The following is a 15928-nucleotide window of genomic DNA, read 5'->3' on the forward strand; positions in this document are numbered from 1 at the left end:
CTGAGACTGAGACTGAGACTAACTAGTATTTTAAATTTAACGATATCTGTATGCAACACTCAAATAATGGACAAGTGCTTTTTGTATTTAATTTGACATTGAAAGTTTAAATATTATAAGATACTGCCCCTATTAATATGCAACCTGCGCCTACTAAATACGATTTTCAGAATCATTTTTCTCCTCGAGTTAACGTACAGATCATTACATAACTGCAGCCAGTGATCGGCTATCTCCTCTCCCTGCTTATAACCTGGGAAGTCAGCCAATATCATCTCGCTGGAATGCTCCGTGTAAATGACCGTCCATACCCATCCGCACACATTAATGTGCTCTCTTTGGTCTATTGGGGATGGCCAGAACTCCTCCCCGATATCTTCCCAAGCAGTAAGTAGCACAACCCCTCTTGGTTCCATTTCACTCATACAACTTTCCCCGTCACAATCACTCCCTGGCACGCCTTTTCAGCCAGTACCTGCTGCAGCTCCTTGGCCACAGTGTCCACCGGTACTGATCTCTCCCGCTGGAATACCCGTACTTCTGCTGCCATCTCACAGGCTCGAATTGATATCTGGGGCCTGGCTGCAGCCATAGGCCTTGGTTCAGCACAAGCCTTTACAATTACTCCCCGCACCTCCGCCGGCCGCGGGGCGAACTGCCGATCTGCTTCTTCCCCAAGCTGCAGCACCGCTTCCCGAATTTGCTGCGCATTGAAGCCCCTGAGTAGGCTCCCCCAGGCCAGCGCCACGCCTCGGGCATTGCTGTCCAGCTGGTTAGCACTGGCGGGCCAGATCCCGGCCATCAGCGGCAGCAGCTCCTCGGCCAGGAACACTGACATGCGGGCGCTGACCTGCAGAGCATCCCCTGGTGTGCTCAGAGCAGTCGTCTCGCTAGAGCGGAGTGCTGTCGTCATAGTCTCCCCTCCCCGACTCTCTGAGTGCCTGAGCGGCTTGCTGGGCAGCCTGGATATTGGCCAGAGGCCTTCGCTGTGCTGCGGTTCGGAACGAGCTGGCTGCCCGGCGTATCCAGTTGCGCCAGGTCTTCTCCCAGTCCAGCTTGACGGCCTTGGCGCCGGGCAGCGCTTGCCAGTAATCGGCGAACGTGGCCGCCTCCAACAGGATCCGCTCTCTGGGGAGCCCCGTCTCCTGGATAGCCCACCTCCCCCACTCCCCTGGAAGTCTCCAGTCATTCGGCAAACGGGTACCTCGTCGCGGCGCCCCACTGTCAGGACGTTTTTCCCCCTGGGGGGATACAGGGGGGATCTTTGGATCAATGACGGGATCTAAAGAGTTACTGATTCTATGTGCATCTCCTGCACCACCCCCTAGTGCAGCTCCTGCACTACCCTGGTGAATCTCCTGCACCTCTGGATGTGCAGCTCCTGCACTATCCAATGTCAGCACATAGACGTTCGATCTCTTCCCTTGAGGCCCTATCCGAGACTCCTTTGTCAGGAGCCCCACTTCACAGAGTGCGTCGATATGGTTAATCACTGAACGTCGAGAGATCTCACACTGATCCGCGATGTGTTGGTATGACGGCCAGCACTCGCCGGTATCGCTGGCGTTGTCCGCCAGCTTGATCAGCACGAGCTTCCGCAGCGGATTGCCTACCTTGATACTCATGGCCTTGGCCATCAGGAGCATGCTCATGCCGCCCTCCCCTGCTCGAGCAGTGAGGAGCGGCTGCAATGGCGCAATAGCTCGGCCCCAAGGGCCTGGGTTGTCTTGGTCATTGTTGGGTCCTGTGGTGTTCTGCCCGGTGGTTAGGCGGGCAGGTTGTAGCTATGCGCTAGGTTGAGCCTCAGCACGTTCAGCGGTGCGGGCCTGCAGCTCGCGGGCAAGGCGCAGGGCCTGCCGGTCAGTACCTGCAGCGTGCGCAGTCGGGATAAGTGCTGTATCCAGCTCGAGCGCCAGTTCGTGGATCACCGCCTTCAAAACGATGTTGTCCCGATCGCTGACGTGCTGTGACGCCGGGCGCGGCGGCCTGAGTTGTGTAGTCATGGGTTACCTCCTGAGAACGAAATCGATGAGCTTTTGCAGAGGGCGCTTGGGGCGCTCTACTTCGTAGGTTTCCTCATCGAGGTGGGTGAAGGTGAGTAGCCCGCGCTCGGGCAAGCCGGAGCCCTCCAGGATCTCCTCCACGGTGACAAGGGGGTAGCCCTGTTCGATGAGGCTTCGATTGGCGCGTTTGACGGCCCTCGTCAGGATCTGGGGTTCATGCTGTGATATAGCCCTGAGCAGGAGCAGCAGCGAGGTGCGAGCGAATGCGGTTTCGGTCAGCTGGAGCTCAGCGCCGACTTCTTGCCACACCTGGCGATGGGCTGGGGTGCCGCGCACTTTCAGCGCGGGGATCACATCGAGCTTGGCATGATCAGGTAATGCTGGTCGTCCCATTGTGTTGGTCCTCTAGTGGTTATGACTCAGGCCGGTGGTCAGGCGGCCTGTTGGGTGGGGAGCTCCTGGGTTTTGTTCAGGAGGGGGTAATCCTCAAGTCCGAGCCGCAGCTCACCATTACTGGCGATGACAAAGCTGACTGCGTGCTGGGCCGGGATCACATCGCCCCACTTCACAGCGAGGCTGCGGGAGATGCCGATGGCCTTCATTGCGCGGGCCATGTTGCCGAAATACTCAATCACTTCGCGTTTCTTCATTGGTCGGGTCCTTGGTATAGGTCATTGGCAATCGTTCACTATCGTAACCACTAACAATCCAACATTCAACAACCAATGAGAACGACATGCATCATAAAATTTGTTCATAATCGATAACTTGCAGCAGGCGACATGAAACCTTCATTTAACGAACGAGTCAGAGCGAGAATGGAAGAACAAGGTCTTGGCGTCTCTGAGATAGCCAGGAGGGCAGGTATATCCAAATCCCTGGTATCGAACCTTCTAAGCAACCCTCTGAAAGACGTTCGGGTTTCCACCTTATTCGGTCTTGCAAAGGCTCTGTCCGTAGATCCTATTGAGCTGTACACCGGCCGCCCGTCTATTGAGGTGGTTAGTGACTTGGTGAATAGCGTTTATCGGATTCCAGTGTTCACCATTGATGAGGTGCTGCAACATCCGACTGACTCACTTCCTCTTGTAAGCTCAGACCGTATGCTTCTCACCGATATGCCTGGTGCGCTTATTGGGGTTGAAGCGCCAAACGACCAGCTATCCAAGCAAGGGATAGTGCAAGGTGATGTTTGTGTGATCGATCTCGGGGTCAATACGATTGAAGCCGATGCAGTGCTGCTAGTGCAATTAAGTCGGGCTAACCAAGCCAAGCTTCTGAGGGCTATACCTGCCATAGAGGGATGGGCCTTTGGAGTTGATGATGAACGCCTTCCGGTCATCTCCGCTAAAGATGTGATCATCCTTGGGAGGATGGTAGAGCGTAGAGGCTAATCCATCGCCCTATGACCAACTAACCCACGGCCTATGGCCACCTGCTAACCCTGCTCAAGAAGCCCCGCCACTAAGCGGGGCTTTTTTTATTTGAAAAATTCACGATCGTGTATTGACCAATCGTTCCCGATCGATAACAATCATTTCCGTCAACTATCGAGAACGATCTGATGACAGCTCGATAGACGCGATACAAAACAGCCTAAAGCCAGTTTCAACCAGACCAGAGGACCAACCATGAAAGTGAATGACCCTGTGCAGTACACCAACCCCCGGACCCGCGTCACCGTGTCGGCGGTGATCACCAACATCACTGATCTGGGCAAGCGCCGCGGTGGTGGCCTGTTCTACACCGTCAAAACCGAGGCCGGTAAAGAACACCGTGCCCGTGCAGCCAGCTTGCAAGCGGCTGCGTAGCGAGTCGCTCCCGCCGAGTGCGGGAGCACTCAACCGCATGAGCATTGCCTCAGTGCTCAACCGGTTGAACTGAACCATCGACCACCAGCAACAGGACCCGCCCTTAACCAGGGAAAGTAGAAGGCGCCTGACCAGCGCGTAAGAACGACAAAGCCCCGCACAGGGCGGGGCTTTGTCGGACCAGGGAACCACCCCCAGTCATTGTGCCGAGGGACCAACCCCAGCAACAGGACCCAGCATGAATATGAATAGTCAGGTGGGTATTAGCGAGGACCAACTCGCCAACAGGAGTGAATGTACCATGACCAAGCGCATTTTTTCCAGAGCCGCAAAACGCGCCGACCAGATGATTGTGGCCTTCGCCGACAGGCTGAACGGTAACGCAGCACGCCGTCGCGCACTTAAACAGCGCCTCTTTGTGGCCATGCTGGCCGCTGAGCAACACCACATCGTTGCCGCTCGAGCTGCCCAGCTTCGCAATACCGGCTTCACCAAGCACAGCGCCCTCCTCCACTGGCGCGCCGAGTTCCACCGCAACGCCGTCTGACCCGGGTCTGGCGCTTCCCTCATAGCGCCGAAGCCAAAGCCTCTTTCTCAAGCACCGCAAGGATGCTTTGGCTTCGCTCACGCCAAATTCGGCTGAGCTCGCTCTTTAACAACCAGGATTGGGCAGTCACCACTCGTAATTTGCTGGCCCGGCAAATCCCCGCTAACCCGTTCAAACCGGAATGCAGGGCTGGAAGGTGACAAGGTGCCGGCTTCCGAGCCGGTATCCGAAGGTGGCTCCGCTGTAGCCGTGGCCACCTTCGGATAACCACATATCACGAGGCTTTGAATATGAAAGACCAAACCGAGAAATCTCCCTCGAATGAGCCGACCCCTCTTCGCTTCATTCGAATGCGTGAGGTCACCAAGAAAACAGGACTTTGTAAGTCCAGCATCTACGAACTGATAAACAAGAAAGATTTTCCTCAGCCCGTCCACCTATCTGCCAGGTCAGTTGCCTTCATCGAATCCGAAGTTGAGGGTTGGATGGCGGATCGCATCTCAGCAAGTCGCAATAGCAAGTAGCAACCAGAACCACCACAGGACCCGACCATGAAAAAGCGTACCGACCAAAGCAACCTGACCATCCCCCCGCTCAATGACGCATGCCGCAAGCGCCTGCGCCAGTTGCGTGAGCACCTCGGTCTGAGCCGGCCGAAGTTCGCCGACATGCTGGGCATCCCGCCCACCACGCTCAAGAACTACGAGCTGAACTACCGGGAAATCAGCGGCGGCACCCTGCTGTTGATAGCACAGCACCCCGAGCTCTCATCCCACTTCGCCTGGCTGACAACTGGACAGGGGAATGGGCCCGCTAAGTTGGAGACATCAGAATGAAGATTCTTGGCCTCACTAACCCTCGCAGTGTCGAGAACATCGCTGTCCAGCGCAGAGTCGTGTCCATTCACATGCAGAACGATGGGATTGGCGATCGCCGGTTCGCCCCCGAAGTTGCACAAGCTCTTCGGGAGATTGCACAAGCCCTGGACGATGGCCTCATTGGTAACGAAGCCGCAGATTTTCTAAGGAGCTCCGGAGGAACGGAAATCACCATGCACGGTTATAGCCTCTTTCTCGGCTCCCTCTCAAACACGAGTTCACGCTTTGGAGCATCAAATGAAACAGATAGGAGCTGATCGTCTGGGGTTTCTTTAATCCACTCCTGAATCGTAAGGAGCCTATGGGAATCACCATTTCTCTCCAACTCTGACCCTGCCGAGTTTGAAACTTCATATTCACCACAGTTTGAGCAGGTGAAGAACTTCCTATTGCTGTGATCTGTTGCTACGGCCAAAGCCTCCTCTCCACAGAGGCAACACGTCATAGGACTCAGCTTCATAAACGCACCTTTTTGGTTGTGTCATTTGGAACAACCTCGCACGAAACCGTAAATGGGGCAATACCAGCCCTCCCCCGACCAAGGACCCGACCATGAAACAACTCACCGAAGCCCAGGTGATGGGCTTTCGCGGCTCAATGCCACCCCGCACTGAGCACCGCTACAGCGTGAACGTCGAACCCGGTACCGAAGAACGCCGGGCTGCCCATCATCGCACCGCCACCCGTCGCGCTATCGAGGAGTACCACGAGGAGCGCGCCCTACGGCTTGAAATGGGGATCTAGCCATGTCTCTTGGCATCGAATATCGCTATTCCGAGCGTGGACCAGAGTCAGAACCAGTGTCTGACAACCTCCCTGAGCCTGTGCTCGTCGGCCCACCTATCCCGCTCCACATCATCAACCAACGTCAATTCCGCATCATCACCGAATCCAGGGCTCGCATGGACAAAGCCAAGTCCATCGCTCTGGATAAGGCGCTGGCTGCCATTGACGCACTATTTAACAAACGAGGACCAACCATGGATAACTCCAACCAGAAAACCCAGATTGCCGACGCCATTGTCACCAAGTTCGAGCCTGCAGCCCCAGGCATTTACCCCGGTATCCCCGGCGAGGCCTACCACGGTGGACCAGGCTTATCCAAGAGCGGTTTGGATTGGGCTTTGGTGTCTGGCCAGCACTATCACTACTACCAAGTAGAAGGTAACGACCAGAAGCAAACTGCAGCCCTGCGAGAAGGCCGGATCCTGCACAAAGTCGTGCTGGAGTTTGAGGACTTCAACAGCGAGTTCGTTGTTGAGCCTGAATGGCCAGAAGATGCCATCAACGGTGCCGAGCAGATGAAGGCCATCATCCAGGCCTACAACGATAAGCTCGAGCAGAAACCAGTGATTGAGGAGCTCATCCAGGCAATCGAGAGCCACAACGCTAAGCTGCCAAAGCCCATTGACGCAGGCAAAAGCGTGGGTGAACACGAGGCAGCCTATGAACTGCTGCCCGAAGCATTCCAAACCCTGGGCGAAGATGACAAACGAACCGGTACAGCGCTCAAAGCCTGTATCAAGGCCTACAACGACGGCCTACCCAAGCCCGTTAAAGCATCTGGCAGCTATCAAGCTGTGCTCGAGAATTACGCCCTGCTGGGCATCCAGCAAGCAGAGCGTGCGGCCCATATCCATGCCCTGCCGACCCCGCATCCTTTGAATGGCACCAAGGCTGAAATGGCAGAGCGGATCCGTACCTTCCACCCCGATGCTGTTTTCCTCGAGGAGCTCAAAGAGCAATTCATGCAAGGGGCCGGCAGCCGCGAGGTTCTGACAGCCAATGAGTATCAGCATGCTCTTCGCTATCGCGAGGCAGTCTTGGCCCATCCCGAAGCAGCGGTACTGCTTGATGAAGGGGTCGCCGAATCAAGCCTCTACTGGCATCACCCCGAAACCAAAGCTCTGCTCAAGTGCCGGCCAGACTGGATGCGTCCCGATCACGTTCTTGTTGATCTGAAATTCGTGCGCAACGCCAGCCCTAGCGGTTTCGCCCGGGATGGCAGCGCCCACAACTACCACGTTCAGGACGCCCACTACTGCGATGGATATGAAACCCTGACTGGCCACAAGCCGAGCTTTGTATTTGTCGCCGTCGAGAAGGACGGTCCCCTGGGTCGGGACGTGTTCAAGCCCATCTTGGTCGGCGTTTACTACTACGGCCAAGATGACCAGCGCCGTGCAATCGAGTTACGCAATATGGCGGTACGAAACGTGGTGCGCTGGAGCCAGGACAACTACTGGCCCGGTCACGATGGTATGGGGGAAATCATCGTCCCCACGTATCAGGCCAATGCCGAGCGCAGCACCCTCAATGAAGATGAGAGTGGCATAACGTTCACTCAAGTCACCGACGTTGAGCAGCCGCTGGACACACTTCCCGACAACCTCTTTGGCAGCGAGGCAGCATGATGAACAATCAAGTAGCAACCCAAGAGGCCAGCCCTGTGTTGGCCAATGAGCGTGGCCAAGCCAACATGCTCAGCCTGATGATGAACGCCGATTTCATGACGAGCATCGACAAGATGGCAACCATGATGGCCAGCGGTAAGACAACTGTTCCTCAGCATCTGCGAGGCAACCAGGCTGACTGCTTTGCCATCTGCCTGCAGGCGATCCAATGGGGGATGAACCCCTTCCCTGTGGCCCAAAAGACACACCTGGTCAATGGAACCCTCGGTTATGAGGCACAGTTGGTCAACGCCGTGGTCGTCAACTCCGGTGCGATCAAGGGGCGCTTTGACTACGAGTTCTTCGGACCCTGGGAACGGGTGATCGGCAAGTTCAAGGTGATCCGCAAAGAGAAAGAGGGGAAACCCGTCGAGTATCGCGTACCTGACTGGACCTTTGCGGATGAGGCTGGGTGCGGCGTAAAGGTCATTGCGCATCTTGCCAACGGTCAGACTCGTGAGGTGACCCTGTTGCTACAGCAGGCACGCACACGAAACTCCACCCTTTGGGCTGATGACCCTAAGCAGCAGTTGGCCTATCTCGGGGTCAAGCGGTGGGCCCGGCTCTACACCCCGGACGTGATCCTCGGGGTCTACTCCGTCGATGAGTTGGAGGAGATAGACGTAACGCCCCCGAGTGACGGCCCGCAAAGCGGAACTGATGCAAAAGCAGAACTCACCCGCAAAGCAGCCGAGCGCCGCGCACAGCAGCAAAAAGGACAGGTTATCGAAGGTGAAGCCCAGGTCGTCAGCGCTGGACATGAGCCCGCGGCGGAGCCCATTTCAGATACCAATGAGCAACGTGAGCCAAAGGACCTCGAAGCAGAAGACCTCCTCGCCGATATCCTGTTCAGGATGGATCTCGCTCAGTCTGGTTCAGAGATGAAAACCCTGGTTACCGAAGTCAGCCAGCTGGGTCCCCGCCTTACCACTGAACAGAAGAAGTCAGCATCTGGCATCTACCAGAAAAACGTTGACCGCCTTGGGCTCAGTACCAAGAAAGCTGCATAACCCATCTATCCAGCCCACAAACCAGTGGGCTCTTTTCTCCAAGGACCCAACCATGACCACCCAGCTGAACCCCAGCGAGGCGACCAGCCTCGCCCTGAATACCCTGAGTACTCAACTTCGGGCCATCCTCCAAATGCCGGACGGCCCGGCCAAGGTCGCCATCGCCAGTTTCGAAACTCTTCTCGCTGCCAACCTGACCATGATCAGCGACGCGGCCAACGAACATATCGACGAGTTCAATGCCCTTATCGGTGAACTGGAAGCCCGGGATCAGGAGATCGAGGCCATCACCCAAGAGCACAGCGCGCTCAAGATCCAGAGCTCTCGCCTGATAGCGGCTCGCCGTACTGACGAAGAGATGGTTCGCAAAATTGAGGCCACCAGCGCCCAAATAGCCCATCAACGTGACGCCTACAAACGCGACGCGGAAGAGGGCCGTCGCCACAAACCCGAGCTGGACAAGGCCAGGGCTCGGCTAAAGCGACTGGAAGAATCCGCCGTCAAACGGGAGGCCGAGCACAACGAACTCAAGATGAAGCTGCAGCGTACCGAATCCCTCCTGATGCGAGCAGCCCGGGGTGTTATCCAAGCCAAAGACACTGTACAGAACGTCCAGCACCGCATGATGCAGGATGGCCTTGAGGCCGAAGTGACATTCGAAGTGAAGGGAGTCCATTACTACATCTATCGCCGCCCCTGCATCGTAGCTGAGGCCTTCAAACCCACGGATGGCCAAGTGGCTAGCCGAGATCACATGTATGTGTTTCGCGTCGAGACCAGCGCCGGCTACCACTGGGATGCCATTCCTCTGGTGGATGGTGATGTGGGTATCGTGAAGCAGCGCGCCATGCCAAAGGAAGTGAAACAGTACCTGGTCAACGAGTACAAACAGAGCCCCTTGTTTGAACTGGAGCATATTCGCCTGCGCAGTGATGAGCTGGATCAGGGGATTGGAAAACTTTCGAACGTCCTAGCGGAGCTCGAGAGCATCGACCACAGCCTGACGCCCCTCAAGGTCAAAGACAGCCTCAAGCAAACTCGTGCCCGCAAGCTGATGGGTAATTCAGGGAAGAAAGCGGCATGACATCTATCACCATCACCCAAGAGATAGAGGTTGATATTGACCTCGAAGAAATCGACACCGAAGTGCTAGAAGAAGCTCTCAAGGCTCGCCGCCGGAGCATCTCCGGAATAGAGGTTGGGTCTGAGCTAGTAGATCAGATCTACTACGCGCTGCGTGACAACGATGTCGATACTCTCAAGCGCCACTCCGGAACACTGGTATACGCAGTCTCCGGCCGCATCGTATAGGAGTAGTCATGAAAATTGACATCCTCAATACTGATCGCAAGTACCGCGTGATCTACGCGGATCCCGCCTGGAAATTTGGCAACCGCAACACCGGTGGAAGCATGACCAGCTCTGCCGAGGCGAAGTACACCGTGACCAGCGTCGCCGATATGGCGGCCCTTCCGGTAGCCCAATTGGCCGACGAGAACTGCCTGCTGGTGATGTGGTGGGTAGGCAGCATGCCGCAGGAAGCGATCGACCTGTGCTGCGCATGGGGCTTCCGCCTAGTGAACATGAATGGTTTTGTGTGGCGCAAGCTGACCAAGGCGAAGCGGATCCCGGTCTTCGGCATGGGATTCACCACTAGGGCTGGGTCTGAGAGCGCGCTGATCGGTGTGAAGGGCAAGTTGGGACGGCTTATCAAGGACAAGAGTGTCCGTGCAGTCATCGAGGCGCCGGTGGGCCGACATAGCGAGAAGCCAAACGAGTTCCGCGAGGCCATAGAGAAACTATGCGGTGATGCGCCGCGCATAGAGCTCTTTGCTCGTCTGGCCGCCCCAGGCTGGGACTGCTGGGGTAATGAAGCACCATCACTGCTGACGCAGTCTGCAGCCTGATACCCCCAACCCATCCACTGCTGGCCTCACAGAATCGGTGGATAACTCATAGGACTCCCATGCAAAAGACCGAAAGTCCCTACTGCGGCGCAGTAGTCTTTGGGCTCGGCGTCGTCATGCCCGACCCTAAGCAACCTGACAAATTCATCCTACCGGGCGGTACTACCTGCGATCGGCAAACCGCCGAAACCGCGGCCCGCAAGATTCACAACTTGCAGAAACAAAGCCACCCCAAGCTTCGGAGATGAGTCATGCGCTACCAAGAACCCATTATCCAATCTGGGTTGACCCGGAAAGAAGCTACTGATGTGCGGGAGCGATACCTCCGCATCAATCCCGGCGCCCGGGTCACCATCGATAGCCAGCCCGATAACCCCCAGCTCAAGACCCTGATAGCCCACCTCCCCGTCCTGCCATTTAGGCGGGTACGGGATCCTGGTTTTATCGGGTACCGCGGCTGGCGGGATTAACCATTGCCCCAGCCAGTCCGGGGCAATTGCCTGTCATACTCAACCAAAGGTTGACTGCGCATTGTTGTCTGCCAGATACTTTGCCAAATTCAAATGAATCATCAACTAGCAGGATTCACCATGGCAGTTTTTGCGGTCATAACATCAAATGCATCAGATAAGCTGGGATCGATCATCCCCGCCAAACTGGAGCCGCAAGACTTTCACAAAGTGGATGAACGGACTTGGTTCGTGAAGGCTCCGGGTACGATCGTCACCCCCAAAGAGCTATCGGATTTTTTAGGTATCAGTCAAGGGGGAGTCGGTCACGCACTGATCTTTCACATCACCACCTACTGGGGCTATCACGCCAAAGAAACGTGGGATTGGCTGAGCGTGAAAGGGGTATAACTGTGGCTAACCCAGACCGCAATCTCTCTGATGGCGTCAGTCCTCAGGCTGAGGGAACGCCTCGAAGAAATACGGAAAATGGCCAGATCCAATGGCTGGTTGAATCCGTTTCATCCCTAAAAGCCAGCCAAGATACCTTAACTGTCGAGGTTAAAAGCAACAAAGACCACTTCAGTACTCAGCTAGACCACAAGCTAGAGTTGCTGAATGTCACCACAGCACAGAAAAATGACGCCATTGCAGCGAAGCTAACCCATGTCGATGAACGCCTGGCCGAAAGGCATAAAACCCTTGAAGATAAGATCAACAGCCATCATCAGCTAATGATGGCAAAGCTCGAAGCAATGGAGCACAAGGTCGGTAAGGCCCATTCAGATACCCGCTTCGACACAATGAAATGGGTGATTGGTATGATGGTCGGTTTCCCCTCGATTGCATGGGCCGCCGTCCAGATCGTCAAGGCCTTCGCTAAATAGCGTCCAGCCCTTAGCATTCCCCCAAGCCCAGCCACGCTGGGCTTTTTGTTATCCCCCCCAGGACTCGTTATGGCGAGAAACCCGCATTAAGCGGCCCTTCCTTCAATCCAATTGGCGCCCCATCCTCAAGGACAGGAGGCCCACGCCAAATGCAACAACTTCAACTGACCATCGACCAGGACAGCCAACTACTCAACGACCTGGTCAGCACTGTGCGCTCCCCTACCCTTTCCCGATCGGCCAAGCTCGCCGAGATCGGCCGCATCCTGGCTCACTTCGATCTGCCTATCGAAGCCCCCAGAGTCAGCGGCCAACTCTGGAGCGCCACCGAGTTGGGTAAGGAGCTGGGGGTCAGCGCCCAAGCCATTGGCCGACTGGCCAACCTGCACCAACTAAAACGCCCAGCCTTCGGGGAATACCGCCTTGACCAGGCGGTCTGCAGCAGGAAGCAGGTGGAATGCTTCCTCTATAACCGAGCCGGCCGGGATGAAATAACCAAACTGACGAGGACCAACTACCATGGGAACAGTAATCGACCCCGCAAAAAGCCAGCTCCCGGGCCAACTCACAATACTGAGAATGCCTGACGCCATCCCACTCAGCACCTACCTGAGCACCATCGAGCTTACCGATCGGGACACAATTAATAAGCGGATCCAGCGTGGCATCTGGCAGCTTGGGGTGCATATCGTCAACGTGGACGGAGTAAAGGAACGCTGGGTGAACATCGCGGAGGTAACAAAGTGGGCAATGAAAAACAGCTCCCACGCGGCGTGACCGTCCGTGGCGAGACCATCAATATCACCTTCACCTTCAAAGGGGTTCGCTGTCGTGAGCCCCTGTCAAACCTGCCCAACACCACCGCCAATGTGCGCTATGCCGGGCGCCTGCTCGGGGAGATCCAGGGCAAGATTGAACGGGGCCAATTCGCCTATGCAGACTATTTCCCGAAGTCCAAGAAGCTGCGCATGTTCGGCGGTGCCTCGATCGCCGCCAAGGTCTCCGACTACCTGGACGAATACTTGCAGCAATGTGAACGACGGGGGCTCAGCCCCTCCACCATGGTCGGGTACCGCAAGTGCCACAAGGCACTGGCCGACCTGCATGGGATCACCGTTTCTGAGCTGTCTCCGGCACAAGTGAAAAACTGGCTGGTGAGAAGCGGTACCACTGCCAAGACTGCGCGCAATAGGCTGTCGTTCCTGCGTAGTTCCATTGACGAAGCAGTCACAGATGGGCTGTTGCCATCTAACCCAGTATCGCTGGTTACCGTCTCTCGATATTTGGACGTAGATTCAACTCCTGAACAGGGAGCCAAAGACGTGGATCCGTTCACCCCGGAAGAGGTGTCCGCCATCATATCGACAGCCAACGGTATCAACGAGCAATGGGCCAACCTGTTTGCCTTCGCTTTCGCTACCGGCATGCGGCCATCGGAGATCTGCGCACTGAGCTGGTCATCCATCGACTGGATCGGCGGCACGGTGCTGGTGTCGCGTGCCAAAGTGGTCGGGGTAATCAAGACCACCAAGACTAGGGCCGGGACTCGCACCATCGATCTGACCGGCGATGCGCTGGCAGCACTGACCAGCCAGAAGCTGTTTACCTTCATGCGGGGAGACTATGTATTTGATGACCCCAAACTCGGCCAGCCATGGGCCGGTGCGGATGCCATCAGAAAAAAAGCCTGGCTCTATACCCTCAAGCGATCCGGCGTCCGCTATCGCCACCTCTACCAGACCCGCCACACCTTCGCCACGGCCAACATCAGCCGCGGCTGCAACCTGTTTTGGCTCGCCAGCCAGATGGGACATAAAGGACCGGAGATGCTGTTTCGGCACTACGGATCCTACCTTTCCGAGTACGATGGCCAGACCTCAAAAGCGCCAATCCTGATCCAAAATCCAGCCTAGAAATAAAAAAGCCTTATAGTTCAATTGGTAAAGCTGCTCAGTCTGGGGGTTCAAATCCCCCCAGCCCAAACGTTTGGAAAAGGCCACTTCGCAAGAAGTGGCCTTTTTTTATCTCGAGTTCCAGAGAACCTGTCGTCAGGGCACCAAAACTTTCGCTAGTGCCCTGAGGGGAGATAAGAGGCTAGTCGCCGGCTACCAGCATCAATGTCCGCCAGGGGCCGGTGATGTCGCAGTGGCCCGTCTCGTCCGTGTTTTCCCAACCCAGTCGGTGGTAAAACGCCAGCGCCGTGGTGTTGCGGGTGGCCACCTTGAGAGATGCCGGTTTCACATACCCTGCCAGTCCTTCGGCCAGCAAGGCCCGTCCCAGCCCCTGCCCGTGCCAGTCTGCCGACACGTACAGGTGGTGTACGAAGCTGTCCTCCCCCCAGATAGAGACGAAACCACAGGGGGTGCCACCCTGCTCGGCCACCCAGATCTGTTCACCCCGGGTCTGGTCGGCAAAATCACTCAACAAGAACAGGGAGGGTTCGACCCAATGGAAGGCCTGTCGCCGCCCTTTGAGAAACAGCTGTGCCAGCATGGGCGCATCCGCGTCTCGCATCCTTCTAATCATGCCTGCATCCTTGATTCACGTGACCACAGGCTCTCACTTTCAATGGATCCTGCCCCCATGTCAAATGGGCAAAATAGACCCTCTTGAATACATAATGCTGTGACAGATGACTGCTTATTTAATCGCCTCTGGGGCTATACTGCCTGAGCCCCGTCCATGACTGGTTTGAGGTTCATTGATTTATGGATAACAAACAGATAGAAGGCAGCATTCTGGTTCCGGCCCACATCGACGATGTCTGGCGGGCCTGGACCACAGAGAGCGGGCTGCGCAGTTTCCTGGCACCGGAGTGCCTGATGGTGCCAGAGCCCAACGGCCCTTTCGAAATCTATTTCAGGCCCGATGCCCCGCTGGGGGAGCGTGGCAGTGAAGGCTGTAGAGTGATGGCGGTCATGCCCCATGACCTGCTCAGTTTCAGCTGGAATTTCCCTCCCCAGTTCCCCCATATCCGCCAGCAGAAGACCCAGGTCAGCCTGCGCTTCGTGCCGGAGGGTCAGGGTACCCGGCTCCATTTCTTGCAGACCGGCTGGGCTCAGGATCCGGACTGGGATCAGGGCTATGCCTACTTCCGGGAGGAGTGGCTGGAGCTGAGCCTGCCCAGGCTGCAATACCGTTTCACCCACGGCCCCATCGACTGGAACAATCCGCCGGACAAGCAACAGCTGAAGTCCCTGGCCCAATAAGCCGGGCATCAGGCGCTGACGGACGGGCGCGGCCCCCTTCCCCAGCAAGGGGCGCCAACCCGGCCGACAAGCAGAAAGAGCCAAAAGCCCCCAATTTCAGGGGGCTCATTCATCCATACAAAATTCATGGTTTATTAACTAAAACAATGGGATAGATCTAAAAAAGCCATCAAGGCGGCTGATTTCATGCGATGCTCGCCACTGGCAGAAGATGTCTTTTCTGCACAGCAACGACATACACAATAACAGCCGCGCCCCAGCGCCAATCCTGGGAACATGAGGTAGCCATGTTGATCGAGAAAACACTGCTTGAGCAATTCAACATCAATGAGATCGAAATCCAACGCCGAATGGAGCTATTCAAGCTGACGCAAGCTGAGCTGGACTTGCTCGCGGCGCAGCAACCCATCATAGAGCAGCACCTCGACGGCCTGGTCGCCAAGTTCTACGACAAACAGACTCAGTTTGATTAGATTGCGCTGCTGATCGGTGATGCCGACACCCTGCAGCGCCTGCGCAATGCCCAGCGTCGCTACATTCAGGAGCTGTTTTCCGGCCACTACGACAACGCCTATGTCAACAGTCGGCTGCGCATCGGCCTGGTGCACAAGCGCATCGGCGTGGAGCCCAAGCTCTATCTCTCCGCCAGCTGCACCCTCAAGTATCTGGTGGAAGATGTGTTGATCGAACATATCGCCAATCCATCGGACGTGCCCCAGGTGCTGCGGGCCCTCGACAAGCTCATCAGCTTCGATACCGCACTGGTGTTCGATA

At 56.3% G+C, this 15928-nt stretch carries 24 protein-coding genes and 1 pseudogene; 17 read left to right on the plus strand and 8 right to left on the minus strand.

Features of this window, described 5'->3' with window-relative positions:
- Window positions 1-113: 113 nt before the first annotated feature.
- The 6 genes from BN1124_RS21695 to BN1124_RS12010 form a co-directional block, all read right to left on the minus strand.
- Window positions 114-425, minus strand: a complete 312-nt coding sequence (locus BN1124_RS21695) for a hypothetical protein (RefSeq protein ID WP_042642162.1) — start codon at window positions 423-425, stop codon at window positions 114-116.
- Window positions 422-913, minus strand: coding sequence for a hypothetical protein (locus BN1124_RS11990; RefSeq protein ID WP_082041577.1), 492 nt, complete (start codon window positions 911-913; stop codon window positions 422-424). Before BN1124_RS11990 ends, BN1124_RS21695 begins: the two co-directional genes overlap by 4 nt.
- On the minus strand, window positions 891-1652 hold the full coding sequence (locus tag BN1124_RS11995) for a helix-turn-helix domain-containing protein (RefSeq protein ID WP_042642164.1): 762 nt from the start codon (window positions 1650-1652) through the stop codon (window positions 891-893). Before BN1124_RS11995 ends, BN1124_RS11990 begins: the two co-directional genes overlap by 23 nt.
- Before the next feature lie 132 nt (window positions 1653-1784).
- A complete protein-coding gene (locus BN1124_RS12000; protein WP_042642165.1) occupies window positions 1785-2003 on the minus strand; it encodes a hypothetical protein in 219 nt (72 codons plus the stop codon).
- A 3-nt stretch (window positions 2004-2006) separates the two neighbouring features.
- Window positions 2007-2396, minus strand: coding sequence for a hypothetical protein (locus BN1124_RS12005; RefSeq protein WP_042642167.1), 390 nt, complete (start codon window positions 2394-2396; stop codon window positions 2007-2009).
- A gap of 38 nt (window positions 2397-2434) precedes the next feature.
- Entirely contained in the window at window positions 2435-2653 is a 219-nt protein-coding gene (locus tag BN1124_RS12010) for a Cro/CI family transcriptional regulator (protein WP_042642168.1), read from the minus strand.
- 132 nt (window positions 2654-2785) lie between these two features.
- Here BN1124_RS12010 and BN1124_RS12015 point away from each other — a divergent pair, with 132 nt between their 5' ends.
- From BN1124_RS12015 to BN1124_RS12035, 5 genes are all read left to right on the plus strand, one after another.
- On the plus strand, window positions 2786-3397 hold the full coding sequence (locus BN1124_RS12015; protein WP_075384243.1) for a helix-turn-helix domain-containing protein: 612 nt from the start codon (window positions 2786-2788) through the stop codon (window positions 3395-3397).
- A gap of 237 nt (window positions 3398-3634) precedes the next feature.
- Window positions 3635-3814 (plus strand): hypothetical protein, encoded by a 180-nt coding sequence (locus tag BN1124_RS12020; RefSeq protein WP_042642170.1) that lies wholly within the window; start codon window positions 3635-3637, stop codon window positions 3812-3814.
- Window positions 3815-4115: 301 nt separating this feature from the next.
- Complete coding sequence (locus tag BN1124_RS12025; RefSeq protein WP_042642370.1) at window positions 4116-4361, plus strand: hypothetical protein; 246 nt, start codon at window positions 4116-4118, stop codon at window positions 4359-4361.
- Window positions 4362-4711: 350 nt separating this feature from the next.
- Window positions 4712-4885 (plus strand): helix-turn-helix transcriptional regulator, encoded by a 174-nt coding sequence (locus tag BN1124_RS12030; protein ID WP_231553641.1) that lies wholly within the window; start codon window positions 4712-4714, stop codon window positions 4883-4885.
- A gap of 27 nt (window positions 4886-4912) precedes the next feature.
- A complete protein-coding gene (locus tag BN1124_RS12035) occupies window positions 4913-5197 on the plus strand; it encodes a helix-turn-helix domain-containing protein (RefSeq protein ID WP_042642172.1) in 285 nt (94 codons plus the stop codon).
- A gap of 223 nt (window positions 5198-5420) precedes the next feature.
- On the opposite strand, the gene BN1124_RS21315 is transcribed toward BN1124_RS12035, so the two are convergent.
- Window positions 5421-5699: a hypothetical protein gene (locus BN1124_RS21315; protein ID WP_156128303.1), complete on the minus strand. Its 279-nt coding sequence runs from the start codon at window positions 5697-5699 to the stop codon at window positions 5421-5423.
- Between the two features lie 92 nt (window positions 5700-5791).
- Between BN1124_RS21315 and BN1124_RS12045 the strand changes: the two genes are divergently transcribed.
- The 10 genes from BN1124_RS12045 to BN1124_RS12100 all read left to right on the plus strand — a co-directional run bounded on the left by BN1124_RS12045 (window position 5792) and on the right by BN1124_RS12100 (window position 13858).
- Window positions 5792-5983 (plus strand): PA3496 family putative envelope integrity protein, encoded by a 192-nt coding sequence (locus tag BN1124_RS12045; RefSeq protein WP_042642173.1) that lies wholly within the window; start codon window positions 5792-5794, stop codon window positions 5981-5983.
- Between the two features lie 2 nt (window positions 5984-5985).
- A complete protein-coding gene (locus BN1124_RS12050) occupies window positions 5986-7653 on the plus strand; it encodes a PD-(D/E)XK nuclease-like domain-containing protein (protein WP_042642174.1) in 1668 nt (555 codons plus the stop codon).
- Window positions 7650-8702 (plus strand): RecT family recombinase, encoded by a 1053-nt coding sequence (locus tag BN1124_RS12055; protein WP_042642175.1) that lies wholly within the window; start codon window positions 7650-7652, stop codon window positions 8700-8702. Before BN1124_RS12050 ends, BN1124_RS12055 begins: the two co-directional genes overlap by 4 nt.
- Window positions 8703-8754: 52 nt before the next feature.
- On the plus strand, window positions 8755-9786 hold the full coding sequence (locus BN1124_RS12060) for a hypothetical protein (RefSeq protein WP_042642176.1): 1032 nt from the start codon (window positions 8755-8757) through the stop codon (window positions 9784-9786).
- Window positions 9783-10013: a hypothetical protein gene (locus tag BN1124_RS12065; RefSeq protein ID WP_042642178.1), complete on the plus strand. Its 231-nt coding sequence runs from the start codon at window positions 9783-9785 to the stop codon at window positions 10011-10013. Before BN1124_RS12060 ends, BN1124_RS12065 begins: the two co-directional genes overlap by 4 nt.
- 8 nt (window positions 10014-10021) lie before the next feature.
- On the plus strand, window positions 10022-10609 hold the full coding sequence (locus BN1124_RS12070; protein ID WP_042642180.1) for an MT-A70 family methyltransferase: 588 nt from the start codon (window positions 10022-10024) through the stop codon (window positions 10607-10609).
- A gap of 590 nt (window positions 10610-11199) precedes the next feature.
- Window positions 11200-11469 carry a hypothetical protein gene (locus BN1124_RS12080; RefSeq protein WP_042642182.1) on the plus strand — a complete coding sequence of 90 codons (270 nt, stop codon included), beginning with the start codon at window positions 11200-11202 and terminating at the stop codon, window positions 11467-11469.
- Between the two features lie 2 nt (window positions 11470-11471).
- Entirely contained in the window at window positions 11472-11945 is a 474-nt protein-coding gene (locus tag BN1124_RS12085) for a hypothetical protein (RefSeq protein WP_042642183.1), read from the plus strand.
- Between the two features lie 149 nt (window positions 11946-12094).
- Window positions 12095-12532, plus strand: a complete 438-nt coding sequence (locus tag BN1124_RS12090; RefSeq protein ID WP_042642184.1) for a hypothetical protein — start codon at window positions 12095-12097, stop codon at window positions 12530-12532.
- A gap of 156 nt (window positions 12533-12688) precedes the next feature.
- Window positions 12689-13858, plus strand: a complete 1170-nt coding sequence (locus tag BN1124_RS12100; RefSeq protein WP_042642186.1) for a site-specific integrase — start codon at window positions 12689-12691, stop codon at window positions 13856-13858.
- A gap of 181 nt (window positions 13859-14039) precedes the next feature.
- Here BN1124_RS12100 and BN1124_RS12105 read toward each other — a convergent pair whose 3' ends face one another.
- Window positions 14040-14471: a GNAT family N-acetyltransferase gene (locus BN1124_RS12105; RefSeq protein WP_042642187.1), complete on the minus strand. Its 432-nt coding sequence runs from the start codon at window positions 14469-14471 to the stop codon at window positions 14040-14042.
- Between the two features lie 182 nt (window positions 14472-14653).
- Between BN1124_RS12105 and BN1124_RS12110 the strand changes: the two genes are divergently transcribed.
- Window positions 14654-15154 carry an SRPBCC family protein gene (locus tag BN1124_RS12110; protein WP_042642188.1) on the plus strand — a complete coding sequence of 167 codons (501 nt, stop codon included), beginning with the start codon at window positions 14654-14656 and terminating at the stop codon, window positions 15152-15154.
- Window positions 15155-15441: 287 nt separating this feature from the next.
- Window positions 15442-15927, plus strand: a pseudogene (locus BN1124_RS21700) (protoglobin domain-containing protein); the annotation flags it as partial.
- Between the last annotated feature and the right edge of the window lies 1 nt (window position 15928).

It is taken from the genome of Aeromonas eucrenophila (assembly GCF_000819865.1).
Taxonomy (GTDB): domain Bacteria; phylum Pseudomonadota; class Gammaproteobacteria; order Enterobacterales; family Aeromonadaceae; genus Aeromonas; species Aeromonas eucrenophila.

Bases quoted from the DNA above. Each gene is read 5' to 3' on its own strand.
- BN1124_RS21695 (WP_042642162.1), bottom strand. From the start codon at position 425: ATGAGTGAAATGGAACCAAGAGGGGTTGTGCTACTTACTGCTTGGGAA.
- BN1124_RS11990 (WP_082041577.1), bottom strand. From the start codon at position 913: ATGACGACAGCACTCCGCTCTAGCGAGACGACTGCTCTGAGCACACCA.
- BN1124_RS11995 (WP_042642164.1), bottom strand. From the start codon at position 1,652: ATGAGCATGCTCCTGATGGCCAAGGCCATGAGTATCAAGGTAGGCAAT.
- BN1124_RS12000 (WP_042642165.1), bottom strand. From the start codon at position 2,003: ATGACTACACAACTCAGGCCGCCGCGCCCGGCGTCACAGCACGTCAGC.
- BN1124_RS12005 (WP_042642167.1), bottom strand. From the start codon at position 2,396: ATGGGACGACCAGCATTACCTGATCATGCCAAGCTCGATGTGATCCCC.
- BN1124_RS12010 (WP_042642168.1), bottom strand. From the start codon at position 2,653: ATGAAGAAACGCGAAGTGATTGAGTATTTCGGCAACATGGCCCGCGCA.
- BN1124_RS12015 (WP_075384243.1), top strand. From the start codon at position 2,786: ATGAAACCTTCATTTAACGAACGAGTCAGAGCGAGAATGGAAGAACAA.
- BN1124_RS12020 (WP_042642170.1), top strand. From the start codon at position 3,635: ATGAAAGTGAATGACCCTGTGCAGTACACCAACCCCCGGACCCGCGTC.
- BN1124_RS12025 (WP_042642370.1), top strand. From the start codon at position 4,116: ATGACCAAGCGCATTTTTTCCAGAGCCGCAAAACGCGCCGACCAGATG.
- BN1124_RS12030 (WP_231553641.1), top strand. From the start codon at position 4,712: ATGCGTGAGGTCACCAAGAAAACAGGACTTTGTAAGTCCAGCATCTAC.
- BN1124_RS12035 (WP_042642172.1), top strand. From the start codon at position 4,913: ATGAAAAAGCGTACCGACCAAAGCAACCTGACCATCCCCCCGCTCAAT.
- BN1124_RS21315 (WP_156128303.1), bottom strand. From the start codon at position 5,699: ATGAAGCTGAGTCCTATGACGTGTTGCCTCTGTGGAGAGGAGGCTTTG.
- BN1124_RS12045 (WP_042642173.1), top strand. From the start codon at position 5,792: ATGAAACAACTCACCGAAGCCCAGGTGATGGGCTTTCGCGGCTCAATG.
- BN1124_RS12050 (WP_042642174.1), top strand. From the start codon at position 5,986: ATGTCTCTTGGCATCGAATATCGCTATTCCGAGCGTGGACCAGAGTCA.
- BN1124_RS12055 (WP_042642175.1), top strand. From the start codon at position 7,650: ATGATGAACAATCAAGTAGCAACCCAAGAGGCCAGCCCTGTGTTGGCC.
- BN1124_RS12060 (WP_042642176.1), top strand. From the start codon at position 8,755: ATGACCACCCAGCTGAACCCCAGCGAGGCGACCAGCCTCGCCCTGAAT.
- BN1124_RS12065 (WP_042642178.1), top strand. From the start codon at position 9,783: ATGACATCTATCACCATCACCCAAGAGATAGAGGTTGATATTGACCTC.
- BN1124_RS12070 (WP_042642180.1), top strand. From the start codon at position 10,022: ATGAAAATTGACATCCTCAATACTGATCGCAAGTACCGCGTGATCTAC.
- BN1124_RS12080 (WP_042642182.1), top strand. From the start codon at position 11,200: ATGGCAGTTTTTGCGGTCATAACATCAAATGCATCAGATAAGCTGGGA.
- BN1124_RS12090 (WP_042642184.1), top strand. From the start codon at position 12,095: ATGCAACAACTTCAACTGACCATCGACCAGGACAGCCAACTACTCAAC.
- BN1124_RS12105 (WP_042642187.1), bottom strand. From the start codon at position 14,471: ATGATTAGAAGGATGCGAGACGCGGATGCGCCCATGCTGGCACAGCTG.
- BN1124_RS12110 (WP_042642188.1), top strand. From the start codon at position 14,654: ATGGATAACAAACAGATAGAAGGCAGCATTCTGGTTCCGGCCCACATC.